Source organism: Dyadobacter bucti, assembly GCF_005869225.1.
GTDB lineage: Bacteria > Bacteroidota > Bacteroidia > Cytophagales > Spirosomataceae > Dyadobacter > Dyadobacter bucti.
On record NZ_SWFP01000012.1, the window covers coordinates 73928 to 96086 of the forward strand.

Sequence of the window (22159 nt, forward strand, 5' to 3'; positions counted from 1 at the left end):
ATATTAAATTGATATTTTGTCAAAGGTATTAAATATAAAATCTATAATTTATATTTAATTGCAAATTTTTTTTATTATAACTTACTTAAATGAAAGTGGAATTAAGATTTTTGATGCTTCCTTGTTCATAGCCCTATCAGGATCTTGAACATATGTATTACCAAGTAAAAGTTTCGTTGTAGCAGGTTTTATCTCCAAGAAGAGACCTCGTTTATTTTCCACGACGCGACCATTTTTAATGAGGTGCTCAAAGGCTACTACATTTGGATAGCGGTCTAACACACTACTGGCTTGCCTATACTCAGACGTTGTTGATTCTCTTGTATGATGTAATAATACACCTAATAACAAGGCAATTGCGGCTACCCAAGTCCATGCGAATTTGCCCAGCCCATACAGAAACGCAATCTTACTTTGATTTGTAAGAAAGGGTTTATATAAGTCTTTAATGGATTCAATATCGTTGTTAATCTTCTCAAGGGTCATGTCTCTTTCGACTAATGAGCTTTTTTTTATCTCTTGAACCTCATTCAGGAGCATTGCAGTAGTAGGGTCTATGGATTCACCATATTTTTGAAGATAGTACCCCTGTATTCTTTTGATTTCGTCTTTGGAGATACTTTCCATTAGATATTGATTTCAGAGATTAACCGATCCATCTGCGTTTTAATCATGTATCCGGACTTCTTAATCCCTTCGCTGCCAAGTCCATCCTTAATGTTTGTGCCAACTTTTGTGTCAAACACGCTTCCAGAAAGAATATTCCCAAATCTTTGAATTTCAAACTGCAACACCTTGGAAGCTTCTTCCAGGTCCTGTATCTGGTTTGAATAATTCAAAAATGTATTTTCGTTTACCCATGCAACAATCTTGAACTCTGTTCCAATTACTTTAACAATCTGCTTTAAATAGTCTGTGCATGCTGCATATGCAGTCCCACCAGCTATGATTACATGGAAAATAAATTCACTTTCTAAATAATCAGCAAATCCCTTTAAATCATTTTCTTGGATATCTCTTGAAAAGAGTGCGGGGAGCTGTTCCGACTCTGGTGCGCCGAAGTCAAGGATAAATTTAGTGTAAGGCAAGGTTGCTGTTTCTTCGATACTTCCAAACAGTAAGTCTCTCGCAATACGTTGTTGTGCATCTAACAGATGGATAGATCCTATTCTCCTTTCTTCCCAGAGGAATTTCAATTGGTTGGTACTGGTTTTTGTAGAGCCATCCACATCAAGGAAAAGTGTCTCCTTAATTTCTTCATGTTTAATTCCGATTAGGTAAGTAAAGAATGATTTTCCTACTCCTCCTTTTGATTGGATAATAAAGTTGAACTGTTTCATTTTCTTTGATAAAAATTGGTTATTAATTATTAGAATCTTAAACCCGATACTCGAACTTCTTTTTCCGATTCACTAGGTTCGATGGGTTTCCAGTTTTTGAGATATTCCATTTTTTTGTCGAACTCTTTGGAGTTCTCGGCTTGGTCTGGCTCTTTAGTCACTCTTGATATTGTCAATTCATCGGCACTTTTATCCCCTTCGATTCTTTTAAATTGATTTTGTATCAATTTTTTCTCGCGAATTTTTCTGATCGTGTTTACGCTAACTTTTACTCCTATGTCGACACTGATTATTTCAGCAGCAGAAATTATAGATCCGTGACAGATGATATCACCATAAACTTCTACAAATAATTTATAGAGATCTTTTCTCTGACCATTCAAGATCATATTTCGTAAATGGCTCTTCTTAATTGAGTCTAACTCTTGTGCATTCATAAACCATAAATTTATTTATCAAATATTAAATTTATAATTTATAAAAACAAATATTTTTGTTTCGATGATTATTGAAATAATGCAAGGAGGTCATTGTGTTAATTTAAAGTACACGCATGGTACATGCATGGTACATGTATAGTACATGCATCTACGCATTTTGAAGAATATTGTGAGTAATTTTTCTTCTTCTTAAATTATAGTACACGCATAATACTCGTAAAGTACCGGCATATATCATTGTTTATTATGCGAAAAGGGGTTTGATCAACCTGCCGAGCTTCATTACTTATTTTTGTACAATTTTTTGAGTCACATTCTATCAGAAGAAGGATATTTTATTACAAGAGGTGTTAATCGAAGACCTTTTTTAAGGTACTTTTGCTTAAACTTTTTAGAGTCGTAATAGCAAGCTATGTTTTCACCCGGTTAAAATATTACTTCGTTTATTTTACCCTCCGAAAACCGCTTGCCCCCTGGGAGTCAATTCGCCCTCCGGCTCATTGTAGAAAAATGGAAAAGAAAGAAAGAGCTAAAAAAGCGGGGAGACCTAAGCTCGCCGCAAACCAGGTGAGAGTAAAAGTGACCCTGATGCTAACGCCTGATGAGATCGCTAAGTTGAAAGCTGAGCAGGAAGGATCCATGGTTGACTTCACTGTTTTTTGCAGAGAGAAACTGCTTAACCGAGAATCTAAGATATTGCGCCGGCCAATTCCGGAGGATGTCAAAGCTGAAATGACCAACATTCTTCGTATGGCAGGAAGTGTGCTTTTGCTTGCAAAAAATACATCTGCCGACACCGTAATTTCGGATGAGTTTCGAAACATGGCGGCTGGTCTAAAACGCATGGTTCAAAGGGCAGATTTTTCGATCAATGAAATGGTTCTAAGCCAAAGTCTGATTGCCAGTATTGCTTCCTTATTTATCAAAATTGAAAAATTGGTCAATAAGCTAGACAGAGACTTAGAGCCGGTGGCCGAGATTGATCTACTGCTACAAAAAATCAGGGAAAAGCTGCACTCATTTACTGATATGTATAATGTTACCAGTGATTTAAAATGATTGGAAATATTGGTAAATCTGGTGGTGACTTTCTAAACGCTATGATATACTGTAAGTATGATCGAAGCAGCGTTGATGAAAACGGGGATTTAAAAATCAGGGGTGAGCTGGTTTATTTTCAAAACATCACCGCATTAGAATTGTATGGTCCAGACATAGACCTAAGTTACATCGCTGATGAACTTCATGCTGTGGCAGACCAGAACACCAGGACAAAAAGCCCTGTTGCGCATGTTAGCTTTTCTTTCCCGCCAGGTGAAAGCCCATCCAATGAAGTTTTGCAAAATATTGTGAAAGATTACGCAAAGGAATTTGGCTTAAAAGAGAATGGACTTGTTGCTTATAAACATGTTGACAAAGAACACGAGCACATACATATTATAGCAAACAAGATAAATGAGCTGGGAAAGAATACTGTTTCAACCAGTTATGATTTTTTAGATATGGGCCATTTTTCCAGAAAAATGGAGAATAAGTATGGCCTTCAATCCACTAAACAAATGGATAGTTTATTGATTGATGGCAAAACAGAAAGGAAAAGCAACCCGATCCATGCGCAGCTGAGAAACCATATTGATAAGATGATTCCCGAATCAGAAGACTTAGAATCCCTACGTGTGAAGCTTCTACAAAAGGGTTTTAAGACCAAGGTAGGCAACGGCATTACATTTATTCAGAAGTCGTCAGGTGTTATTATTAAGGGATCTGATTTAGGACGAGAGTATTCTAAGCTCAACCTTGAAAAAAGGATAGCTGGAAGCTATCTGCCCGATGATAAGTTTGGTGTCGATAACCCCAAAACCACTGAAAAGGATAAATTGAAACAGTTGATTAAAAGTACAGCGCCTGTTTCTAAAACATTCCGAGATTTTGTGACTGCATTAAACAAGGAAGGTTATGGCGTTCAAACGAAAGACATGATTAATAAAAAGTCGGGGAAACCTTTTACAAGTATTCTCTTTACAAAAAATTTCAGTATCCCTGATGAAAGCAAAGCTGATCTGCCAACCAGGAATTCGAAAATGATCACGGGAGCGCAGCTTGGGCCTGAATTCAAATATTCTGTCATCGATGACAACATTAATAAGGGAACCTGGAACGATATCGGACACGGTTCTCCAATTACGAAATCTAACGTCAAACCTGAAAGCGAAAAGCCACTGATTAACAAACCGAATAAATCTGCCCTTGAAACTTCCAGTAGCGCGGGAAGCCTAGGATTAGACTATACAATTGAACGATTGCTAACCAGCAATAATGCAGGACAAATTGAAGCCGATTCAGCTAAATCACGTGGAAAAATTGCAGCAGAAGTAAAACGAAATGCTTCTGGTTATGATAATGAGTTTGGAACACGAGGACTGGAAGAAATGAAAGAAGAAAAGAAGAAGAATCTTCGGGCAAAACCCAAGAAGAAAAACAAGCTCTAAAAGTGACACGCTGTCACTTTATGACAAAATAACAAAGGGGAAACAAATCAATACAAAGTATATATAAAATATTAAATCTATAATTTGGTACTATGTAGTTCTTTTTATACATTTGAGTATAATATTTAGAACCAAATATATCTTTTTATGGTGACCTCAGAAAAAATAGTTGCGTTCATTCGATCTAGGGACGGTCTTAATGTATCAAAAATTGAAAAGGATGCCAAAGTACCTGCTAAGACTATTGCAAAAGCAATGATTGCTGATCCAATAGAAATTCCTTCAAAGCACTTAGAGGCTATCGAAGCTGCATTGGCTAAATATGGGTACAGCGATGAACAAAGGAAAAAGAATGCAAACATCATTTCAGTAGTTAACCATAAAGGAGGAGTTGGTAAAACTACAACTGTAATTAATCTAGCGAAAGCGTTAAGCTTGGAAGGGTTTAAGGTATTAATGGTGGACATGGATGGACAAGGAAATCTATCGCAGTGCTTTAATATAGGAGAACCAAAAGAGCAAGTTATTGATAGCTTATTAGGAAGGACTCCCCTACCTATATTAAGAATTGACGAAAATTTGTTTCTAACGCCATCTGATATACGCTTGGCTGAAAAAGAGAAAGATTTGGTTAGTGCAGTCGGAGCCGAGACTAGACTTTCGAGAAAGTTGGATGCTTTAAAGGGTGACTACGATTACATTTTAATTGACTGTCCACCATCGCTAAATATTTTAACAACAAGTTCGCTTATTGCGTCTGCATCTTGTATTGTACCGATTCAGCCTGAAGCATCAGCTTATCATGGAGTAAATAACTTGATAACATTGATTTCAGAAATACGGGAGCATTCAAATACAAATTTATCTCTGAAAGGCTTTGTCTTCACTATGGTAGATAAACGAACTAAGATACACTCAAATATGATGGACTACATTAAAGAGTCATTTAAGGGTATCCATACATTTGAAACAGTTATTACTCAGTCAACTGCAATCAAAGAAAGTCAGGTAGCGAAAGAAGATTTGTTTAAGTATAGCCCGCAGAGCGCTCCTTGGAACCAGTATGTAAGCCTAGCAAAAGAATTAATTAACTTATAATCAAGATATTATGGCAAAGGTCAAAGTTAATCCAATGGATAAATTCAAGGAAAAGACAAGCGATGTTAAACCATCTGCATTTGTAACTGAATCTCTTATTAAATCTGAAATAATTATTCTTCCTGAGTTAAAGGACTTGATTCCGGCCCTGGCAGAAGACGAATCCAAGCAATTAGAGGAAAACTTAATCAAATATGGTATCAAAGACCCACTTTCTGTTTGGGAAACTGATGTAATAACGGTTCTTAATGGATTAGAGGCAAATAGCCCATCCCATGAGCTGTTTGCAAACTTAGATAATGATTCGACCGTATATGTCCTTTTTGATGGCCACAATAGATATGGAATAGCAAAGGAGCGAAATTTAGATTTTAAGGTTAACAAAATGAACTTCAATGGTCTTTCCGAAGTGAAGGATTATATGATAGATTATCAACTTGGCCGCAGAAATCTTACACCAGAACAGATTTCTTATTTACGTGGATTAAAATATAATGAGCTAAAAAAAGCAGGTAAGGCATCTGGAAAATCAGTTAAAGAAAAAATAAATGTTGCAGAAGAACTTGCTCAGGAGTTTGATGTAACTCCCAGAACTATAAAAAGAGATGGTGAATTTGCCGAAGGAATGGACAAATTAACACCCGAATTTAAGAAGGATGTTCTTTCTGGAAAATCTAAGTTGGCAAAAAAAGACGTTCAAGCGTTAAAATCGGTCAATCCTGATGCGCCAATAGACTCGATGGAAGGTGTGCTGCAACTCCTAAAAGAGCAGGAGGCAGAACAAAATGTTGAGCAAAATCTGCAATCCGTACAAAAGGTCGATGAACTGGTTGATAGTACATTCTCTAATTATGTAGACTCAGAAGATAGCATAAGTGCAATTCAAGCAGAGCCGAATCAACTTGATGCTTTCAATTTAGATGAATTTAAAGACGATTCACAGCAATCTACGCTAATCGGAAATTCGGAATCTGCTGATATTCAGGAAGCTGAGCCTGTCTTAACAGTAGAAGAGATAGAGGGAGATTTAAAGCAACTCTTCGAGCAACACCTATCTAAGGATGTTCTAATTCAAATCATTAATAAAGCAGGAGAGCTTCTAAGTCTAAGGGATTAAAGTGACACGCTGTCACTTTTAAAAATTTCTCTGCGTGTAAATCAATATTTTTTATTTATTTAATGCTTTGATTGTAAAACTTAAAGAATTTAAAGATGAAACAAATATTGATCATACTATTGGGACTTTTTATGATCTCCTGTTCAGGGAACTCTGAGGGTGACAGCGTGAAAGATAAATACTTAGGCGAATGGGATAAGATGAAAGGGAAAGCAAGCACACTTACAATCTATGAAGAGAATAATGGACTATTTCTTAAATATAGCAAAGGAGACAAGTACCCTCTTAAATTTGAGAAAGAAGGAAATTATTACTCTGCTGTAACTGGATTTGGTGCTACTCCTATACTTATTGAAAACAACGTGTTAGAAATTAACGGCACGAAATATCAGAAAAGGTAAGTTACAATTATATAGAGGGGTTTATTATTTAAAAAAGGGGGCTGATATTCAGCCCCCTTTTTTTAGTTTTTGAGATTCCTTTCTTGCATTCTCCTGTTAAATTCCTCCTTGAAGGATTTTCTTGATTTCTCGAAATACATCGGATCAGACTGTTCTTTGTACAATTTGGCCGCAGACTCTTCCTCTATCATTCTTTCCTGTTCTGCACCACTAATAATTTTCTGGTACTGAAATTGTTCTGGAACTTCCGGAGCTGGATCGGGCATGTATTCTAAAAGAAAGTAGCTTCTTAAAATCTTCACTTTTGCGAAAACTTCAAGATCATATCCCAGGCTGGCCGGATAAGATTTTTTATAAGATTCTGGGATCACGTAATCGAGGCGATTACTTTCGACCTCTTGTCTATTATCTGCGAAATAATTTCGGACGACATTACTTTCAATCTCCTTCCCGGTAAGTTTTTCCTCTTGTGCATGTGCTGCAAAGGGAATTGATGCTGCGAGTAAAAGAAAAACCCATACCCGTTTTCGTGTTTGTTTCATAGCTGTAATTCAAGCTGTTTAAATTTTTAAAATAATTGACATTTTAAATGTAAAATAAAAATTATAGATTTGAAAATATATAATTTATAATATATAATTCTTTTAGCTATGAGCGCTACTAATTCTGAAAAGGAAGGGCGTGCTAAGGGTGTTGAACTCGTGCTCACCCTTGCACTCTTTTTGGTTTTCTTACATCATTACTGGTACAATTTTTCATTCTTTTCGCAAATTCCGTCAATTGGAGGAATTAACCCAACTGAGTTTTTTTCAAAAATATTGCTTAGGCATAATGAAAGATATAGCCTGTTTTTTCATCCACTCATTACTAAAATAACTGTCTATTTCCTTCTGATAATCTATTCAATTGGGTCAAAAGGTCGGATTGATCCAAGCATAACAGTAAAAGATGTATACAAATACGGGGCGCTTGGAACAATCATTTTTTTCGGCAACATCTTTATTCTCTATACAAAAAGTTTATTTCCAGGCTATATAGGAGACTTTTTATACTTGTTCAGTACATCCTTGGGTATTTTCTGGGTTATTAAAGCAGGACAATATGCTTCACGCATAATGTTCTTCAAGAATAACAATGACATTTTTAACAATGAGAATGAAACGTTCCCGCAGAATGAAGAATATATGGAGAACGATTATTCTATCCACTACAAAACCTCGTACTACTTCAACAAAAAATGGAGAACTGGCTGGATTAATATCATAAATCCATTTAGGGCCAATATGATCTTAGGTACTCCCGGATCTGGTAAGTCTTTTACCATACTTAATCCGGCTATTTGGCAATCAACTTGGAAAGGGTATTGTCTCTACGTTTATGACTTCAAATATCCCACGTTAACTATTGAAGCTTATAATGCTTATCAAAAAACCTTAAATGAAAATCCAACGGCGTGGGGCAGGAAGCCGAACGGCGAGTTGCTAATCCCCAAATTCTGTGTGATCAATTTTGATGACATTGAATATTCTCACAGATGCAATCCCTTGCTTCCATCGACAATGACCGAAATCTTGGATGGTTATCAGAGTGCTTCCACAATTATGCTCAACCTTAACAGAACTTGGGTAGATAAACAAGGAGACTTCTTCGTTGAGTCGGCAATTAATTTTCTTGCATCGGTCATTTGGTATATGAAAATGGTAAGTGATAAGTACACAAAATTGTATAACGTCGAGCTAGCGAAATCACCTGCGTCTCAAAATGCTGAGAACCTTGCGCTATACAAGCGCTTTCGAAACGTATGCACTTTTCCTCATATTTTAGAATTTGCCTGCCAGAAAGATTACGAAGAGATGTTTCGGATTATGGCATCTTATCCGGCACTAGAAGCCTATGTGCGGCCTTTTGCTAGCGCTGCGCTAAATGGGGCAGCTGAACAGCTTGAAGGACAAATTGCCTCGGTTCGAATACCTCTTGCTAGGCTTTCATCTGAAACTTTATACTGGATCATGTCAGGTAATGACTTCGGCTTGGATATCAACAATCCGGACGATCCAAAGATTTTGTGCACAGGAAATAATCCGGAGAGACAAGAAGTCTATGGGGCGGTATTCTCATTGTATACTTCCAAGATGATTAAAATGGTTAACAAGCAAGGTAAGTTGAAGTCAGCCCTTTTTTGGGATGAATTACCAACAATGTTCCTGAAAGGAATAGATACGCTTATAGCGACAGCTCGTTCTAATAAAGTAGCTACTTGGCTTGGTTTTCAGGATTTTGAACAACTTACCAGTGCATATGGCGAAAAGGCAGCAAAGGTTGTAATGAACATGCCTGGTAATGTCTTTTCTGGTCAACTCGTTTTTGAATCTGCGAAAAAACTTTCAGAACGTTTTGGGAAAACTCAACAAGAACAGGAAAGCATTGCTTTTGGCAGAGAGGATACAACTGTAACATTGTCTACACAGCTCAATGATACGATACCACCATCAAAAATTTCAACCTTATCCCAAGGCACATTTGTAGGCCAGTTTGCTGACAACTTTGGTGAAGAAACTGAGCTTAAAACATTTAACGCCCTAATTACAGTTGATCAGGATGGGATGAAAAACATTCATAAAAAGCCACCAGTAATTAAAGACATAGAAAAGTTAGTTGCTAGTTATTACCCCGGCGCTAACTACGCTACGATGTCCAAGCAAGACTGGAAGAAAAAGCTTTTGGAGGATAATTATATGAATATCAAAAATGAAGTGAGGGAACTCGTGAGAATTGAAAGTCTAGAATTTCCCAAAGAAAGAGCAGCTACGCCAGCCTAACGAACCACTTATCTTCTAATTCTTTCTTAGGCTTTTAATAAGCTCAATCCGAAATATTGGCTATCGAAAGTGATTTTTATAGCTTTTAACCTCCCGTTTGATAGCTTTTTACCGTGTTTTCTTAGTGTTTCTATAAAATTTAAATCTGTAACTGCAGCATTCAACATAAATTATATAATTTTATGACAAATTATTATCTTAGTTCACCGACAATTGATCAAAATGATGTATTAGAAGAATACTTTTCTTTTATAACACTCGATCACCAAAACGACAATATGAATCCTGAAATTTTTGAAAAGCTTGATGCTATTTATGAAGAACCCGAAGCACTTAGATATTACTACAAGATAGTATTCTCAATGTGCCTTAAATTAATAGTATTGCATAAATTCGAAAATGGTGAATTGACCCAGGAAGAATTTGACCAACAGTCTAAAAAACCCAGCGAGAAAAACCTAATGGAGCCTTATGGGTTATCATATCTACAATACAGAGCTTTGAAGGATGCGAAAGGAACTGGTCCTAACATGCTGACTTTAAAAAGGACAGTGGATAGATTAGGGTATAGCTTTGACAAGATCCTTTATTCTGAGAAAGTGATAAAGGTTGTATCAGATGAGCTTGAAAAGATTAAAAATAAGAATCGTGTTATGAATGGTTTGGGTTTAGACATAAAGCCTAAAAAGTAATGCTACCTACCCACAGATTTGGAAAGAGACGCCTTTAAAGCGTCTTTTTTTTGTTTAAATTCCTGATAAAGTGTTAGATAGGGTAGTGGGTTAATTAGTACTCCATTTTTTTTCACAGCGTAATGTAAATGGATGCCCTTTGCAAGGCCAGTTTCTCCCATTACACCGATTACAGTTCCAATTCTTACTTCTGAGCCGCTACGAACATATAATCCGCTCAAATGGCCGTAGATAGTTTCAAAACCACTTGGATGCTTTATTGAGACACTCAATCCTAGGCCACCATTGTACCCAGACTGACTTACAATTCCATCTGCGGTCGCATAGATAAATTGAAAGCCTTTTCGACAGGCAAGGTCAATTCCTTCATGTTTAATGTATCTTTTTTTGATGGGATGAATTCTATGGCCATAAAGGCTTGTAATAAATGGCTTTTCATTTATCTCAATAGGATTTATGCTTGGTATTGCAGTTAAATATGTGCTGTCTACAATGCCTAGATAAATGTATGATTCTAATATCTCCTTCAAATTAAGCTCGTCTCTCAATAGGTTAATAACCGCACTTTTATAATCGACTGAATCATTCTGCTGATTTTCATAATGTCCGTCTTCCTGGTCAATAAAAATTTTTTCTTGCCCTTTTCCGGACAATGAAAGGCACATCGCTATCAAAAAGCTACAAAATCGAATAATCTTATTCAAGGCTAATTTTTTTATGTCTAAACAAATTTATAAATTTATAATTTAATATTTGCTAATATGTAATTTATAACTTTCATAACCATGCAAAAGAATATTAGTCAGCAAAACGACTCAAAAAGACCTATTACAAGAGAGGAAGCGGAAAGTTTAGCTCCGTCAAAAGGAATGGCAGCAAATGACGGTGTTATTATCAACGACCGCATTGAGCATGCCAGAGACATTCAGTCTGCGGGTACTGTAAAGGCCGAAATCAGCAAAACTCAGATTGATATCGCTAGGATAGCACAAATGTATAAAGGTGTTGACCTTTCCCAGGCCATGAACGATCTTGCTCAGGACAAGCAATCCCTTCAAATCCTTTCTCAGAAGAATGTGTATCAAAACTTGATGCAAGGAGAAGTTGTACAAGTGAAGAATGTTTCGAGAGACGGGGAAGGCAAACCGCGACATTTTTTTGGTGTTAAGCTTTTCCAACTGGATAAGCAGATTAATTCGAATATTCCTGTTTTAAAGTTGGGATTTTCCACTTTCGATTCTGTAAATCTGTCAGAGAGCAAGAAGGGATTGAGTCACTCCTTAGTAGTAGATCCTCGATTTGATATTAAGTTGTCAAGCCTGTTAAAAGAAAAGACACACACAAATGATGGCCAGACTAAGGAGCTGGTCAGGGAGATCAAAGATACACTATCATCCAATGCTACTTCTACGCAGAAAGCGCACAAGGTTAATCAACAGTTAAATAACGTTGGTGACTACTACTTATCCAATGATCCAAAGGGAAAGAAGCAATTTTTGGATGAATCTGGAAAACTATTCGTGCTTGAACAAAAACAGAAGGTTGCACTAATAGGAGAGAATGGCGCACCTGGGGGAATTCACAAACGAAAACATGAGATTCCGGTAACTGATCTACCAATCAAATATAAAGGTGTTCAGTTAACAGAAAAACAAGTTCATAATCTACTGATAGGCAATCCTATCGAATTGTCTGGTCTAAAAGACCCAAAGCTCGACAAGCCATACTCAGCAACGGTGAACCTGAATTTACTAAGTGGAAAAGTAGGAGAATCGGATAAAGCAAGTGGAATTGAGCTTCCGAAAGGGAATAATATAGACGCCAAAAAATCACTTTTAAACAGCACTGCCTCCGAAAGTTATAAAACACCTGAGCAGGCCAAAAAGACCATTGACACGCCGGAAAAGCCTGCTGTCAAACAAAGACTTTGAACTAATCCACAACACCGATGAAAGCCAAAAACATTTTAACACTGGATTATATTTTCGAAACATACGGGCCTGATGCGCTCGAACCCCAATTTATTCCTTCACGGGAAGACGATGGAGAAGACATATTTATTCCGAAGATCCGGGGAGATATGTCTTATGAAGATTGGAGCCTTCTCCCACAAGAATTTAGACTGTTTGTTACACAAATTTTCATTATGAAATTTCAATAAATATAATCAGATGTCAAAAACTATCTATTTACAATCTGAAAACAACCAGGAGGTTGCTCATAGCTATGAAAAGTTATCTGACTTGAAAGGCGAATTTGAAAAAAGGAAGATTACCATAGCACCCAACGCAAGTATCGGTACTGAAGTTAGGCTTGGTAATAATATAGCCGTAGGTGAGAGAACAATAATCCGGTCCGGATCTAGTGTTGGTTCAAATACTACATTCGGAGATGATATAGTTGTCGAAAAGAACGTTAAGATCGGGTCTGATTGCCGGTTTGGTGATAATTCAACTGTTTTTGAATCAGCAAGAATAGGGGATAGGGTCCTAATTAAGCAAGATTCTGACATTGGTGCAAGGTCTTCCATTGGTTCTAGTTCTGTAATTGATAGCCATGCAAGTATCGGTAAAGAAAGCATTATCGGAACGAATGCAACCATTGGGTCGAGCGTTATAACAGGGTCAAATTCATCTGTTGGTACAGGTGCAGCTCTTGGTGCAAATGCCCATATCCATGATAATGGTGTTGTTTATGACAGCGAGATTGTCAGGGCAAATTCGGTAGTGCGGCCACCTATAAAGCCAGTTAATTTGGTTAACGACGAGCAGGTTGAAGTGTTTAATAACATGAATGCAAAAGGTGTCAAGTATGTTGCCTTCGGAAGCTTTGCTGTTGACGCTTATGAGCAAGCAAGAAGTGTAGGGTCAATTAAAGTTTGGGTTGAACCTTCAACCGAAAATATTAACAAACTTAATGAAGCACTTAAAGAATCTGGAAAGGATAGAATTACGACAAACTTTGATCCGGATATAAAACGTCCAATTAAAAGTGAACTTGACAAAAGTACTTCTCAATCTTTTGGAATTGATTTTTACCCTTCCATCAATGGCTTTAAATCAGAAGAATTTCAAAAAATCCATGATCGGAGTGTACTTGTTCAAGGAGCTGAACAAAACCGTACTCCACTATATCCTGATTCTAAAAAAGAGCAGCTTCCCATAAACCACATGTCCTTGCAGGATCTGTTCCATAATGTTGGAAGTACTCAAAGCCAAGCCAAAGAATACAATTTAAAAGTGCTACACAAGACGATGGTCGATCTCAAAAAACAAGGCCAGGAGCTTGATATCATTGATCCTTTATTATATTTAGATTCTAATCGAACAAATATGGCAACTAAAAAATCTTATATATCCTACCCTGGGCATGAAGATAAGCCAAAGGAGTTTGTTCCTAAATACGAAAAGCGAGATTTCGCGCAGCTGAGAAAGGATTTGGATTTAGAGCTGGTACTAAACCACTACGGGTACTCTTTAAGTGATAAATCAAAGCCTAATGACGTTTACCGCGTTTATAAGTCAGGTATCGAAGGAGATAGCCAGCGTCTAGCCGTAATGAATAATCCAAAAGGGGATTATAAAATGTACGTTGATTTGAACAATACAAATTTTAGAGGAGACTCAATTGAATTTGTTAAATTCAAAGAAGGTGGATACAAAGAAGCATTCCCTGTAATGGATTCAATGCTTGGCAATCCAACTTACAAGCAATCTGTATCTCAAATACTGCCAATGAAGCCGGCCACCCCAGGCCAATTTTTAAATGACGAGAAGTTACGTCAAGCAGATATCCTAAAAGAATATAACGCAACCCATATTGGAGAAAAAAGGGCAGGGTATTTAGTGAACGAGAGACAGTTAGATATTAAAACTGTTTTGGCTCCTGAATTTAAGCATCAAATTTTAAGTGTAAAGAAGAATAGCGAGTTTGAAAATATAGCTTTTCCTTTAACGTCTCAAAAAGGAAATATTCTTTCATTTGACATCCGAAATAAGGATTATAAAGCTTTGCCGGTCGGCGGCAAATGGGATGGAGTCTGGAAAACAAACGATCATGCTGTATTGCTGAAAGATTCAGAATTCACATTTAAGGACAAGGCAGTTCAACTTGAAAAGGGCACTATTGGTACTTTAAGCAGATCTGCCGGAGTAGCTTCTTTTCATACTGATCATGCAGTTCATGGTCCAATTTCCTTGGTAGTTGATAAAGACAAGCATCAATTTGAGAAAATCCCAGCTAATCGGATTATTATCTCTGAGTCTCCAATAGACTCACTGTCTTATCACCAACTATCCCCTCCGAAAGCAGGCGAATACAGGCAGTATATATCGCCAGCCGGAAACCCTTCAAGGGAACAAAAAATGCACATCTCAAACCTAATTTCCTCCAATCCGCAGGCTCAGTTTGTAATAGGGATGGATGGAAATGCACCCGGTAACAGATTTGCAATCAACTATCTAGCAGTAGATCACCCACTTAGGGATGTAAACAATAGTATTGTACCTAACATTTCCTACATAAATCCTACAAAATCAAAAGTCGAAGACAAAGCACAAAAGGACATTGGATACAACATTTTGAAAGTTGAGATCAATCACCCCAAGGTGGATGGCCAAGACAATGCTAAGAAATCAAGCGACTCAATCATTGATCGTTTGGTAGCGGCTATCAATGTGCATTCAACAGATGATTCCAAATTAGCGAAGGAGTCGTTTTTGAGTAGAAAGATTGTTGAAAAACCTTCGGCATTTTCCAGTTCCTATGAGATTAAATTTCCTAACATATCCAAAATGCTAAGTTCTGCATTGGATTATTTAGCAAAGGAGATCACTTTGAAAGACGGAAAGCCGCTAATTGCTATTCTTAGACCATCATCGGTTCAAAATGATTTCAATGATGTTTTAAAAGACCGCAAGGGTCAACCATTGCCTGAGTCAAGTAATTTGTCCCTATCTCGTATTCCTTTGTTAAGTGACTTTGCTCAAAAGAATGAGCAAAGTCAAAATAACAGTATCGCTCCATCACCATCGGTTTCTCCGAAAGCTTCATTTAATGAGCCAGCTATGAAAGCAGCTACTCCCGAAGCTCCAACCCCAATCAAGAAGCAGAGAATTTAATCCAATTCTTATCTTATTTATTAGTCATGAAAACTGTAATCGCAGAAAAACCTTCTGTTGCTCGCTCTATTGCTGAGTTTTTAGAAGCAACAAATAAAATGGATGGATACTTCGAGGGTAACGGGTATCGAGTAACCTGGGCAATCGGTCATCTTGTATCTCTTGCCGAATTAGATACATATCGCGGTTTCGGAGAAGTAAATGGACAAAAACAAACTTGGGCATCTTCCATACAGCGACTTCCATATATTCCCACGCCCTTCAAACTTGATTGTTCAAAAGATCCCGGATTAAGAAACCAGTATTTCAAAATCAAATCTCTTTTTGAGTCTGCTAATGAAATTATAGTTGCAACAGACGCAGGGCAGGAGGGAGAGTTAATATTTCGCTACATATACGCCCTTACGGGATCTCGGACACCATTTAAGCGACTTTGGATCTCTTCCTTAACAAACGAAGCATTTCAAAAAGGGTTTAGTAATTTGAAGCCAGGACGAGACTATGATAATCTTTATTACGCTGCCAAAGGAAGAAGTGAAAGTGATTGGATCTTAGGTATTAATCTGACTCGCGTTTACACCGTAAAATACGCAAATAACGACATTAAAGTGGTTTCCATAGGCCGGGTTCAGACGCCAACATTAAATCTTATTTGTCAGCGATATTTAGACAATGTAAACTTTAAAAAGACCGCTTTTTTCATTCCCACATTGTTGCTAAAACACGAGCACGGGAAGTTTCCTGTAAAGTATCACAAACAATTGGCAACTAACGAAGAAGCAGAAGCTGTTTTAAAGTCTGTTGCTGGATCAATTGTATGTACAGGCGTTGATAAGTCAATTGTAAAAACAGCACCTCCCAAGCTTTTTAGCTTAACACACCTGCAACAGCATGCGAACAAAAAGTTTTCTATTTCTGCCCAGTCTACGCTTGACACACTTCAAAGCTTATATGAGGCAAAGTATGTGACATATCCGCGTACTGATAGCAATTACTTGTCGGACGACATGGAAGATGATGTAATTAAATCTTTTCAGTTTTTAAAAACACTTGGTTCTCTTTCTGGCCCCGTAACCTCAATTCTTTCAAAAAAGCTTAACAGAGCGCCTTTCGATAATAGCAAGGTTACTGATCACCATGCAATAATTCCAACCGGTGTGAAGCCTGATCTCGGCAAAATGACCAAGGAGCAGCAGCTCATATTCCTGTCGGTTGTTGAGCGCTTTATTCAAACTTTTTCCGATGAATGTATTGAAAGTAAGACAGTACTATCTTTTAAGGTTGGCTTAGATGGATTGTTTAGAGTTGGAGGAAAAGTCGTTATCCAAAATGGCTGGAAGGCAATAAATCTTCTTGGTAAAGTTGCAGTGGATGAAGATGATTTGATCCCGGACGATGAAAACACGCCTTTACCCGATGTGAAAGAAGGGGATATTTGTTTCGTAGAGAAGAAGGAAGTTCATAAAGGGTTTACAACACCCCCGCAATTATTTACAGAAGCTAGCTTGTTAAAGCAAATGGAAAATGCAAGTGACACGCTGGACGATACTGAAGAAAAATTTGGCATTGGCACGCCGGCAACCAGAGCTAACATTATTGAAACAATTCTTAAACGGTTTTTCATAAAAAGGGAAGGCAAAAAGCTTATTCCTACCCAGGCTGGTTTAAGTGTGTATAAGTTGACGCATAATGAGTTGATTGGAAAGATCAAACTAACAGCGAAGTTTGAAGAAAAGTTAAAATTGATTGCTTCCGGTGAGTATAGCTATTTTACATTCATTAATGAGATTGCTTCATTAGCTGCAACTTCTGTATTATCTGTTTATACGAATGAGGTAGATCCTAATACTATCTCTATGACTTCTCAGACGGATAAGGAGAAAGTTTTATGTCCTGCTTGCAAGAAGGGATCTTTAACAGAAAATCAAAAAGGTTTTGGCTGTACCGAATACAAGAGCGGAGCTTGCAAATATGTAATCTGGAAGGAATTTAGAGGCCGCACCCTAACTTATGTAAATGTCGAAGATTTGGTTTTAAAAGGGAAAACCAAAAAGCTGACTTTTCATTCGAAAGAGGGTAAGCCCTACGAAGCCTTTGTCGTACTTAAAGATGGAAAATTAGAAATAGAGTTTGAAAGGAAGTTTCCAGTCAAGGCATAATGCCTTTTAATCGAACATTTGGGAAAAAAGGTATATCTGTGTTGATATATTACAATATATTGTAATACTCAATTTTATTTTATATCTTTATTGTGTTGAAACGGTTGACAGACCACAACATAAACCTCTAATTTTTAACTGTTTAACTTCAAAAATCATGCAAAATCTAACAATTATCGGAAATCTAGGTGATGATGCCAAACAGGTGGATTTGAAAGATAGGAAACCGTTCCTTGCTTTCTCAGTTGCTTGCACTCGGAAAAATAAAGCTGGCGAATCCATGACGCAATGGTACAACTGTCGAACTTCAAATCTTGCACTATTGGAGCACTTGACAAAAGGAAAAAAGCTTCATATATCAGGAAGACCGGATTTCTCTACATTCACGGATAAAGATGGGGAAGCGAAAGTTTCTGTAAACATTTCAGTTGATCGAATTGATTTAATCTGATATGAAGAGTCTCGTATATTGCATGACGTTAGCTTGTCTAATGTCATGCAGCGCAAGCGTTATCCCACATACTGTCTCCAAGTGTTTATCAAATACCGATGTTATGCACATGAGCCGAAATAGGGTGAGTACGGATGTTATGCTATCATCAATAAACAATAATTGTTGTCGATGCTTTACAACGGCTCCGGACGACCTGATTGATTTAAAAGACCAAGGTGTTCCAGACATTGTGATAAAAAGGATGATTCAGCTTAATAATCCCAAACTGACTAAACCTGTTTCCGCCAGACCGAGAAGCCCTCGAATTCCTTCTTCATGGTATAAATAATGCGATGCTGTAAAAGTGACACGCTGTCACTTTTACAGCGTTTAAGGTTGTCCGGAATACTACATGTAACAATTCTGCAGTTACTATTTGATCAAAAGAAATGTTCAGAAGTTATGATAATACTTCATACCAAATGAGAATAATTTTATAATGCTACAGTGGTTGAGAATGTTATCAAACATTCCATACTAAGTAAGAAAATGCTACAGTGGTTGAGAATGTTATCGCAGTTAGGTTGTCGGGAATACTACATGTAAGTAATTTTGAAACTAGGATACGTTGATAAATGGTAGTATTATCAGACGTCTCTAAGTTCTGAGAGATTATTTAACTTTTTGTTTAGACACATACATTTTAAATACAAATAGACCGACAAGGCCACTGAGCAGGCACAATATGCTCCACAGTGAAAATTTTTCTCGATTACCAAAGGAAATGGAAATTATAAAGATAAGTAAGCCCAGGGTTTCCCAAATCCGGGGCACACCAAGTTGGTCCGATGTCTCAACAATGGTAATCTCGACGTCTCGGTTCGGATAGAGCAGCACTTTTAGCCTCGTATGATCCCAAAATAGCAACCATATATTGCCAAGTAGAACTAAACCGGTTACTATCGGCGTACCTCGAAAATCCATTGAAATGGTGATAAAGAATATATTTAAAGATATTGGAAAGAACAGAATAGCACCTAATGTACTCCACCGCTGGGTAACTAGCAGCAAGCCGGCAAAGACTTGTCCGAATCCTAGGAAGCGCCACCAAATACCTGTCCTAAATAAAGTCTCAAAGAAGACATCTAATGCCATACCCTCAATCGGAATCTGCATAGAGCCTGCTGGAATGAATCTACCCCCCATTAGTTTTCCAATACCGGAAAATACAAATGCTCCACCAATCAAATATCGAAGATATATTGTAAGAATCTGAAATGTCTCCTTGTTTCTAACGTGTTGCAAAATAGGCATTTATGTACTTTTAGTGATGGGAAAGTAGATTGGATAATAAGCTTTACTTCACAGTTCAGCCTCAATCGCTTGATAATACCCTGAGCGTATTCTTATTGTTGATTTTAATAGTATGAGATGACAATTTATGGCAAATCAGACCGGCTAGCATCAATGTCCCGCCAACAATGAAAGCAGAAGCATCCGTTGTAAAACGCTTATCATCGATGCCCTTGTTAAAAAAATCTGCTCCTATGTAAAGTAAACCGCCAATTGGAAAATAGTAAGCCGCTTCACTTACGAAGGGAATGCGCCTTGAAATCTTGAATAGCCTTAATTCACTAAGCATGATTTCTCTAGGTTCAATACTTGCGGCTAAGTCATTGTCGATTGTAAAGGACGAGTCAGAAATGCTAAGAATTTTTGTTTTAAAACGCTTTCTCTCATTTTTAACCTTGAAGTTTACCTCTTGCCCTGCTATGAACCGGTAGCGACGGAATTTTCCAATTCTTGGCGCTTTATTTAAAACCAGATATTTTTTGCCTACATCGGTAACAAAAGTTTTTTGTTTGTCTTGGCTGGACGAAACTGCTTCACTTGTAAGTGGCAGCTGCTGGCCAAATGCGCTTTGCATTCCAGCAAGCGGGCAACTTATTAGCAATACATGCAATATGACTATCAGTAGTTTTTTTATCATCAAATGAGTTGTAGGTCCTGTTTATTAGTGTTCGCATAAGTCATCGATAATGTTGCATGTCGGATGAGAAGCCACTTTAAGATTAATGAGTTGTTGACTGAATGCAAGAGGGCATTATACGCTTTCTTTGTATTTTGGGTTGTCGAGAATACTACATGTAAGTGCATTCTTAAACACTAAGCTTTTGACAATCGCATTTGTTAGCACCTGGACTGATCACTGATTACTCACCTAAGAAAATCCTTATCCTGGTCGAAGATCTTCACCAAAAACCTTAATGATTTATCCAAAGCAGCTGGCGGCCAGGTAGTGGAACGCTAGCTTTTTATGATTTGTGAAAAATTTGAAAAGAACAGATGGGAAGAAAGGTTTACTATTACAATATATTGTATTAATTAACTCTTTTCCGTATCTTTAGAATGTTGAAACGGTTGACAGACCGTCATTATAAACCTCTTAAAATAAACATTTTATGGAAAATTTAATCAGTTCTTCGGTTCTTACAACATTATCTGACTGGGACATTGTTACATCAACTTTGGACACGAAATTCCAAGATTCAGTAGTTGGTTTGTCTGACTACAAAACGATTCTTCGTGGTGACAATGGAGACTTATTGAATGTTTGCAAAAACAGTTACACCCCACAAACGAACGCACAATTTATTGATGCAGTAGAAAGGTTTGCAAGTGTTACCAACTTCCCGGTCGAAGCTATTTATGAAGTGGATAGAGGCAAAAAAATGCTAGGGTATCTTAGATGTACGGAAACCTTTGAAGTTGGTGGCTTTGAGTTTAAAGACTATCTCATGTTAGGCAATTCCCATGATGGCAGCACAGGATTTTTTGTCGGGAATTCTAACATTATGGTTCGATGCAATAATCGTTTTGCCCAGCAATTCAGAATGCTAAAAGTTAGACATTGTAGCAGTTTACATAACGGAGTAAATCAGATTTTATCAGGGTTTGAAAGTTATAAAAGAGAATTGTCAGGTTATTACAAAACGTTAGATGAATTCTCAAAAGTTGAAGTTTCAGACGAAATAAAGCAAAGTCTGATTGCGCGTCTAGCCAATTTGAGCAATGAAGAAATTCTAGGAGACAAGGAGGTCAGCACGCGCAAAAGAAATATTATGACTTCAATTGATGAGAGTCTAAGTAGTGAAATGGAAGACATTGGCTTCAATCTTTACGGACTTTTCGGCGGAGTTACTCATTACACCACCCATGTATTGAAAGGCGCTGATGAGAGTGGCATGTTTGGTAGCGCTAAAATTTTGAACCTCGAAGGTTACAACTATTGCAAAAGTGTAGCAAGGCAAGTTTTAAGCTGTTAATTTTTACTGAGTAAGTGGCTAGCGCCACTTACTCTAATTTTGCCGACCGGAGCCTTTGGCTCCGGGTTTGGACAATGATTGTATCAGATTTCTTTAATAAGAAACATTTAGGTTATGTTTTCACTAGGAAAATTCACGTAACATGAGCTACAATCAGTTTTTGAGTTTTAATTTCCTAAGTTTTAGTAATTTGATAAAGTTTAAATTATATATTTGATATATTATAATTTAAACTTTATTGTATGGATACTATAAATGAAAATAATTTCGAAGCCGAAAACGGCTACTTTCAGAATCGTATAAGAAATTATATCCAGCAGTATCATCCCGACCTGCTTGATAAAGGAGATGATTTTGAAGAAAAGATTAAAGCCTGGTCCGAGGATACAATAGATCATGTTCTTACTCTTGAAAAGGAAGGCTTCCAAAGCACAGAGGCTATTGAACAATCGTTAGCCAGGACACTTGAAAGCATATCATCACCAATAGGAACTCTTCGTGATTTTATTATCGAGAATGAGGATACCATCCAACAACTAACCGGAATATCAGATGCGTCTGATAGAGAACTTCTATTGAAGTTACTGCCACTTGTTCAAACGGAAATCGAAACTGTGGAATTTTCTACAAATCCGAGTGACGTAAGCGACGCTAAGGCTCACTTACTCCGGAAAATTTCTCTGACACTTCTCCAACGAAACTAATCAGTTTCCATTTCCCATTTG

General features: G+C 37.3%; 20 protein-coding genes. 13 read left to right on the forward strand and 7 right to left on the reverse strand.

The features are described from left to right. Nucleotides 1-81 precede the first annotated feature (81 nt). Genes FBF61_RS29810 through FBF61_RS29820 form a run of 3 tightly spaced genes read right to left on the reverse strand, consistent with a single transcriptional unit; the run spans nt 82 to nt 1777 of the window. Nucleotides 82-627: a hypothetical protein gene (locus FBF61_RS29810; protein WP_138484448.1), complete on the reverse strand. Its 546-nt coding sequence runs from the start codon at nt 625-627 to the stop codon at nt 82-84. Then, the gene (locus FBF61_RS29815) at nt 627-1340 is read right to left on the reverse strand and encodes a P-loop NTPase family protein (protein WP_138484450.1); all 714 of its coding nucleotides are present in this window, start codon (nt 1338-1340) and stop codon (nt 627-629) included. The genes FBF61_RS29810 and FBF61_RS29815 overlap by 1 nt, the downstream gene beginning before the upstream one ends. Before the next feature lie 29 nt (nt 1341-1369). Next, complete coding sequence (locus FBF61_RS29820) at nt 1370-1777, reverse strand: hypothetical protein (protein ID WP_138484452.1); 408 nt, start codon at nt 1775-1777, stop codon at nt 1370-1372. 513 nt (nt 1778-2290) lie between these two features. Between FBF61_RS29820 and FBF61_RS29825 the strand changes: the two genes are divergently transcribed. From FBF61_RS29825 to FBF61_RS29845, 5 genes are all read left to right on the forward strand, one after another. Beyond that, on the forward strand, nt 2291-2839 hold the full coding sequence (locus tag FBF61_RS29825; RefSeq protein WP_138484454.1) for a hypothetical protein: 549 nt from the start codon (nt 2291-2293) through the stop codon (nt 2837-2839). Then, nucleotides 2836-4269, forward strand: coding sequence for a relaxase/mobilization nuclease domain-containing protein (locus tag FBF61_RS29830; protein WP_138484456.1), 1434 nt, complete (start codon nt 2836-2838; stop codon nt 4267-4269). Before FBF61_RS29825 ends, FBF61_RS29830 begins: the two co-directional genes overlap by 4 nt. Before the next feature lie 147 nt (nt 4270-4416). Then, complete coding sequence (locus FBF61_RS29835) at nt 4417-5367, forward strand: AAA family ATPase (RefSeq protein WP_138484458.1); 951 nt, start codon at nt 4417-4419, stop codon at nt 5365-5367. Nucleotides 5368-5377: 10 nt separating this feature from the next. Next, nucleotides 5378-6484, forward strand: a complete 1107-nt coding sequence (locus tag FBF61_RS29840; protein ID WP_138484460.1) for a ParB N-terminal domain-containing protein — start codon at nt 5378-5380, stop codon at nt 6482-6484. A 95-nt stretch (nt 6485-6579) separates the two neighbouring features. Continuing rightward, nucleotides 6580-6885, forward strand: coding sequence for a hypothetical protein (locus tag FBF61_RS29845; protein WP_138484462.1), 306 nt, complete (start codon nt 6580-6582; stop codon nt 6883-6885). A gap of 62 nt (nt 6886-6947) precedes the next feature. Here the strand turns inward: FBF61_RS29845 and FBF61_RS29850 are convergent, their stop codons facing one another. Then, the gene (locus tag FBF61_RS29850; RefSeq protein ID WP_138484464.1) at nt 6948-7427 is read right to left on the reverse strand and encodes a hypothetical protein; all 480 of its coding nucleotides are present in this window, start codon (nt 7425-7427) and stop codon (nt 6948-6950) included. A gap of 108 nt (nt 7428-7535) precedes the next feature. Here FBF61_RS29850 and FBF61_RS29855 point away from each other — a divergent pair, with 108 nt between their 5' ends. After that, nucleotides 7536-9704 carry a YWFCY domain-containing protein gene (locus FBF61_RS29855; protein ID WP_138484466.1) on the forward strand — a complete coding sequence of 723 codons (2169 nt, stop codon included), beginning with the start codon at nt 7536-7538 and terminating at the stop codon, nt 9702-9704. Nucleotides 9705-9886: 182 nt separating this feature from the next. After that, complete coding sequence (locus FBF61_RS29860; protein ID WP_138484468.1) at nt 9887-10396, forward strand: hypothetical protein; 510 nt, start codon at nt 9887-9889, stop codon at nt 10394-10396. Nucleotides 10397-10398: 2 nt separating this feature from the next. On the opposite strand, the gene FBF61_RS29865 is transcribed toward FBF61_RS29860, so the two are convergent. After that, on the reverse strand, nt 10399-11100 hold the full coding sequence (locus FBF61_RS29865; RefSeq protein ID WP_138484470.1) for a M23 family metallopeptidase: 702 nt from the start codon (nt 11098-11100) through the stop codon (nt 10399-10401). An 81-nt stretch (nt 11101-11181) separates the two neighbouring features. Between FBF61_RS29865 and FBF61_RS29870 the strand changes: the two genes are divergently transcribed. The 4 genes from FBF61_RS29870 to FBF61_RS29885 all read left to right on the forward strand — a co-directional run bounded on the left by FBF61_RS29870 (nt 11182) and on the right by FBF61_RS29885 (nt 18126). Continuing rightward, nucleotides 11182-12327, forward strand: coding sequence for a hypothetical protein (locus tag FBF61_RS29870; RefSeq protein WP_138484472.1), 1146 nt, complete (start codon nt 11182-11184; stop codon nt 12325-12327). Nucleotides 12328-12567: 240 nt separating this feature from the next. Continuing rightward, nucleotides 12568-15516 carry a toprim domain-containing protein gene (locus FBF61_RS29875; protein ID WP_138484474.1) on the forward strand — a complete coding sequence of 983 codons (2949 nt, stop codon included), beginning with the start codon at nt 12568-12570 and terminating at the stop codon, nt 15514-15516. A gap of 26 nt (nt 15517-15542) precedes the next feature. After that, the gene (locus FBF61_RS29880) at nt 15543-17675 is read left to right on the forward strand and encodes a type IA DNA topoisomerase (RefSeq protein ID WP_138484476.1); all 2133 of its coding nucleotides are present in this window, start codon (nt 15543-15545) and stop codon (nt 17673-17675) included. Between the two features lie 157 nt (nt 17676-17832). After that, nucleotides 17833-18126, forward strand: coding sequence for a single-stranded DNA-binding protein (locus tag FBF61_RS29885; protein ID WP_138484479.1), 294 nt, complete (start codon nt 17833-17835; stop codon nt 18124-18126). A gap of 654 nt (nt 18127-18780) precedes the next feature. On the opposite strand, the gene FBF61_RS29890 is transcribed toward FBF61_RS29885, so the two are convergent. Together FBF61_RS29890 and FBF61_RS29895 are read right to left on the reverse strand one after the other, a co-directional pair. Continuing rightward, entirely contained in the window at nt 18781-19422 is a 642-nt protein-coding gene (locus FBF61_RS29890; protein WP_138484481.1) for a DoxX family membrane protein, read from the reverse strand. A gap of 61 nt (nt 19423-19483) precedes the next feature. Continuing rightward, entirely contained in the window at nt 19484-20098 is a 615-nt protein-coding gene (locus tag FBF61_RS29895; RefSeq protein WP_138484483.1) for a hypothetical protein, read from the reverse strand. Nucleotides 20099-20570: 472 nt separating this feature from the next. Here FBF61_RS29895 and FBF61_RS29900 point away from each other — a divergent pair, with 472 nt between their 5' ends. Both FBF61_RS29900 and FBF61_RS29905 read left to right on the forward strand, forming a co-directional pair. After that, nucleotides 20571-21434 carry a DUF932 domain-containing protein gene (locus FBF61_RS29900; protein ID WP_138484485.1) on the forward strand — a complete coding sequence of 288 codons (864 nt, stop codon included), beginning with the start codon at nt 20571-20573 and terminating at the stop codon, nt 21432-21434. Nucleotides 21435-21676: 242 nt separating this feature from the next. Then, complete coding sequence (locus tag FBF61_RS29905; RefSeq protein WP_138484487.1) at nt 21677-22138, forward strand: hypothetical protein; 462 nt, start codon at nt 21677-21679, stop codon at nt 22136-22138. Nucleotides 22139-22159 lie beyond the last annotated feature (21 nt).

Excerpts from the sequence above, each read along its gene's own strand:
- FBF61_RS29810 (WP_138484448.1), bottom strand. The coding sequence starts at position 627 with ATGGAAAGTATCTCCAAAGACGAAATCAAAAGAATACAGGGGTACTAT.
- FBF61_RS29815 (WP_138484450.1), bottom strand. The coding sequence starts at position 1,340 with ATGAAACAGTTCAACTTTATTATCCAATCAAAAGGAGGAGTAGGAAAA.
- FBF61_RS29820 (WP_138484452.1), bottom strand. The coding sequence starts at position 1,777 with ATGAATGCACAAGAGTTAGACTCAATTAAGAAGAGCCATTTACGAAAT.
- FBF61_RS29825 (WP_138484454.1), top strand. The coding sequence starts at position 2,291 with ATGGAAAAGAAAGAAAGAGCTAAAAAAGCGGGGAGACCTAAGCTCGCC.
- FBF61_RS29830 (WP_138484456.1), top strand. The coding sequence starts at position 2,836 with ATGATTGGAAATATTGGTAAATCTGGTGGTGACTTTCTAAACGCTATG.
- FBF61_RS29835 (WP_138484458.1), top strand. The coding sequence starts at position 4,417 with ATGGTGACCTCAGAAAAAATAGTTGCGTTCATTCGATCTAGGGACGGT.
- FBF61_RS29840 (WP_138484460.1), top strand. The coding sequence starts at position 5,378 with ATGGCAAAGGTCAAAGTTAATCCAATGGATAAATTCAAGGAAAAGACA.
- FBF61_RS29845 (WP_138484462.1), top strand. The coding sequence starts at position 6,580 with ATGAAACAAATATTGATCATACTATTGGGACTTTTTATGATCTCCTGT.
- FBF61_RS29850 (WP_138484464.1), bottom strand. The coding sequence starts at position 7,427 with ATGAAACAAACACGAAAACGGGTATGGGTTTTTCTTTTACTCGCAGCA.
- FBF61_RS29855 (WP_138484466.1), top strand. The coding sequence starts at position 7,536 with ATGAGCGCTACTAATTCTGAAAAGGAAGGGCGTGCTAAGGGTGTTGAA.
- FBF61_RS29860 (WP_138484468.1), top strand. The coding sequence starts at position 9,887 with ATGACAAATTATTATCTTAGTTCACCGACAATTGATCAAAATGATGTA.
- FBF61_RS29870 (WP_138484472.1), top strand. The coding sequence starts at position 11,182 with ATGCAAAAGAATATTAGTCAGCAAAACGACTCAAAAAGACCTATTACA.
- FBF61_RS29875 (WP_138484474.1), top strand. The coding sequence starts at position 12,568 with ATGTCAAAAACTATCTATTTACAATCTGAAAACAACCAGGAGGTTGCT.
- FBF61_RS29880 (WP_138484476.1), top strand. The coding sequence starts at position 15,543 with ATGAAAACTGTAATCGCAGAAAAACCTTCTGTTGCTCGCTCTATTGCT.
- FBF61_RS29885 (WP_138484479.1), top strand. The coding sequence starts at position 17,833 with ATGCAAAATCTAACAATTATCGGAAATCTAGGTGATGATGCCAAACAG.
- FBF61_RS29890 (WP_138484481.1), bottom strand. The coding sequence starts at position 19,422 with ATGCCTATTTTGCAACACGTTAGAAACAAGGAGACATTTCAGATTCTT.
- FBF61_RS29895 (WP_138484483.1), bottom strand. The coding sequence starts at position 20,098 with ATGATAAAAAAACTACTGATAGTCATATTGCATGTATTGCTAATAAGT.
- FBF61_RS29900 (WP_138484485.1), top strand. The coding sequence starts at position 20,571 with ATGGAAAATTTAATCAGTTCTTCGGTTCTTACAACATTATCTGACTGG.
- FBF61_RS29905 (WP_138484487.1), top strand. The coding sequence starts at position 21,677 with ATGGATACTATAAATGAAAATAATTTCGAAGCCGAAAACGGCTACTTT.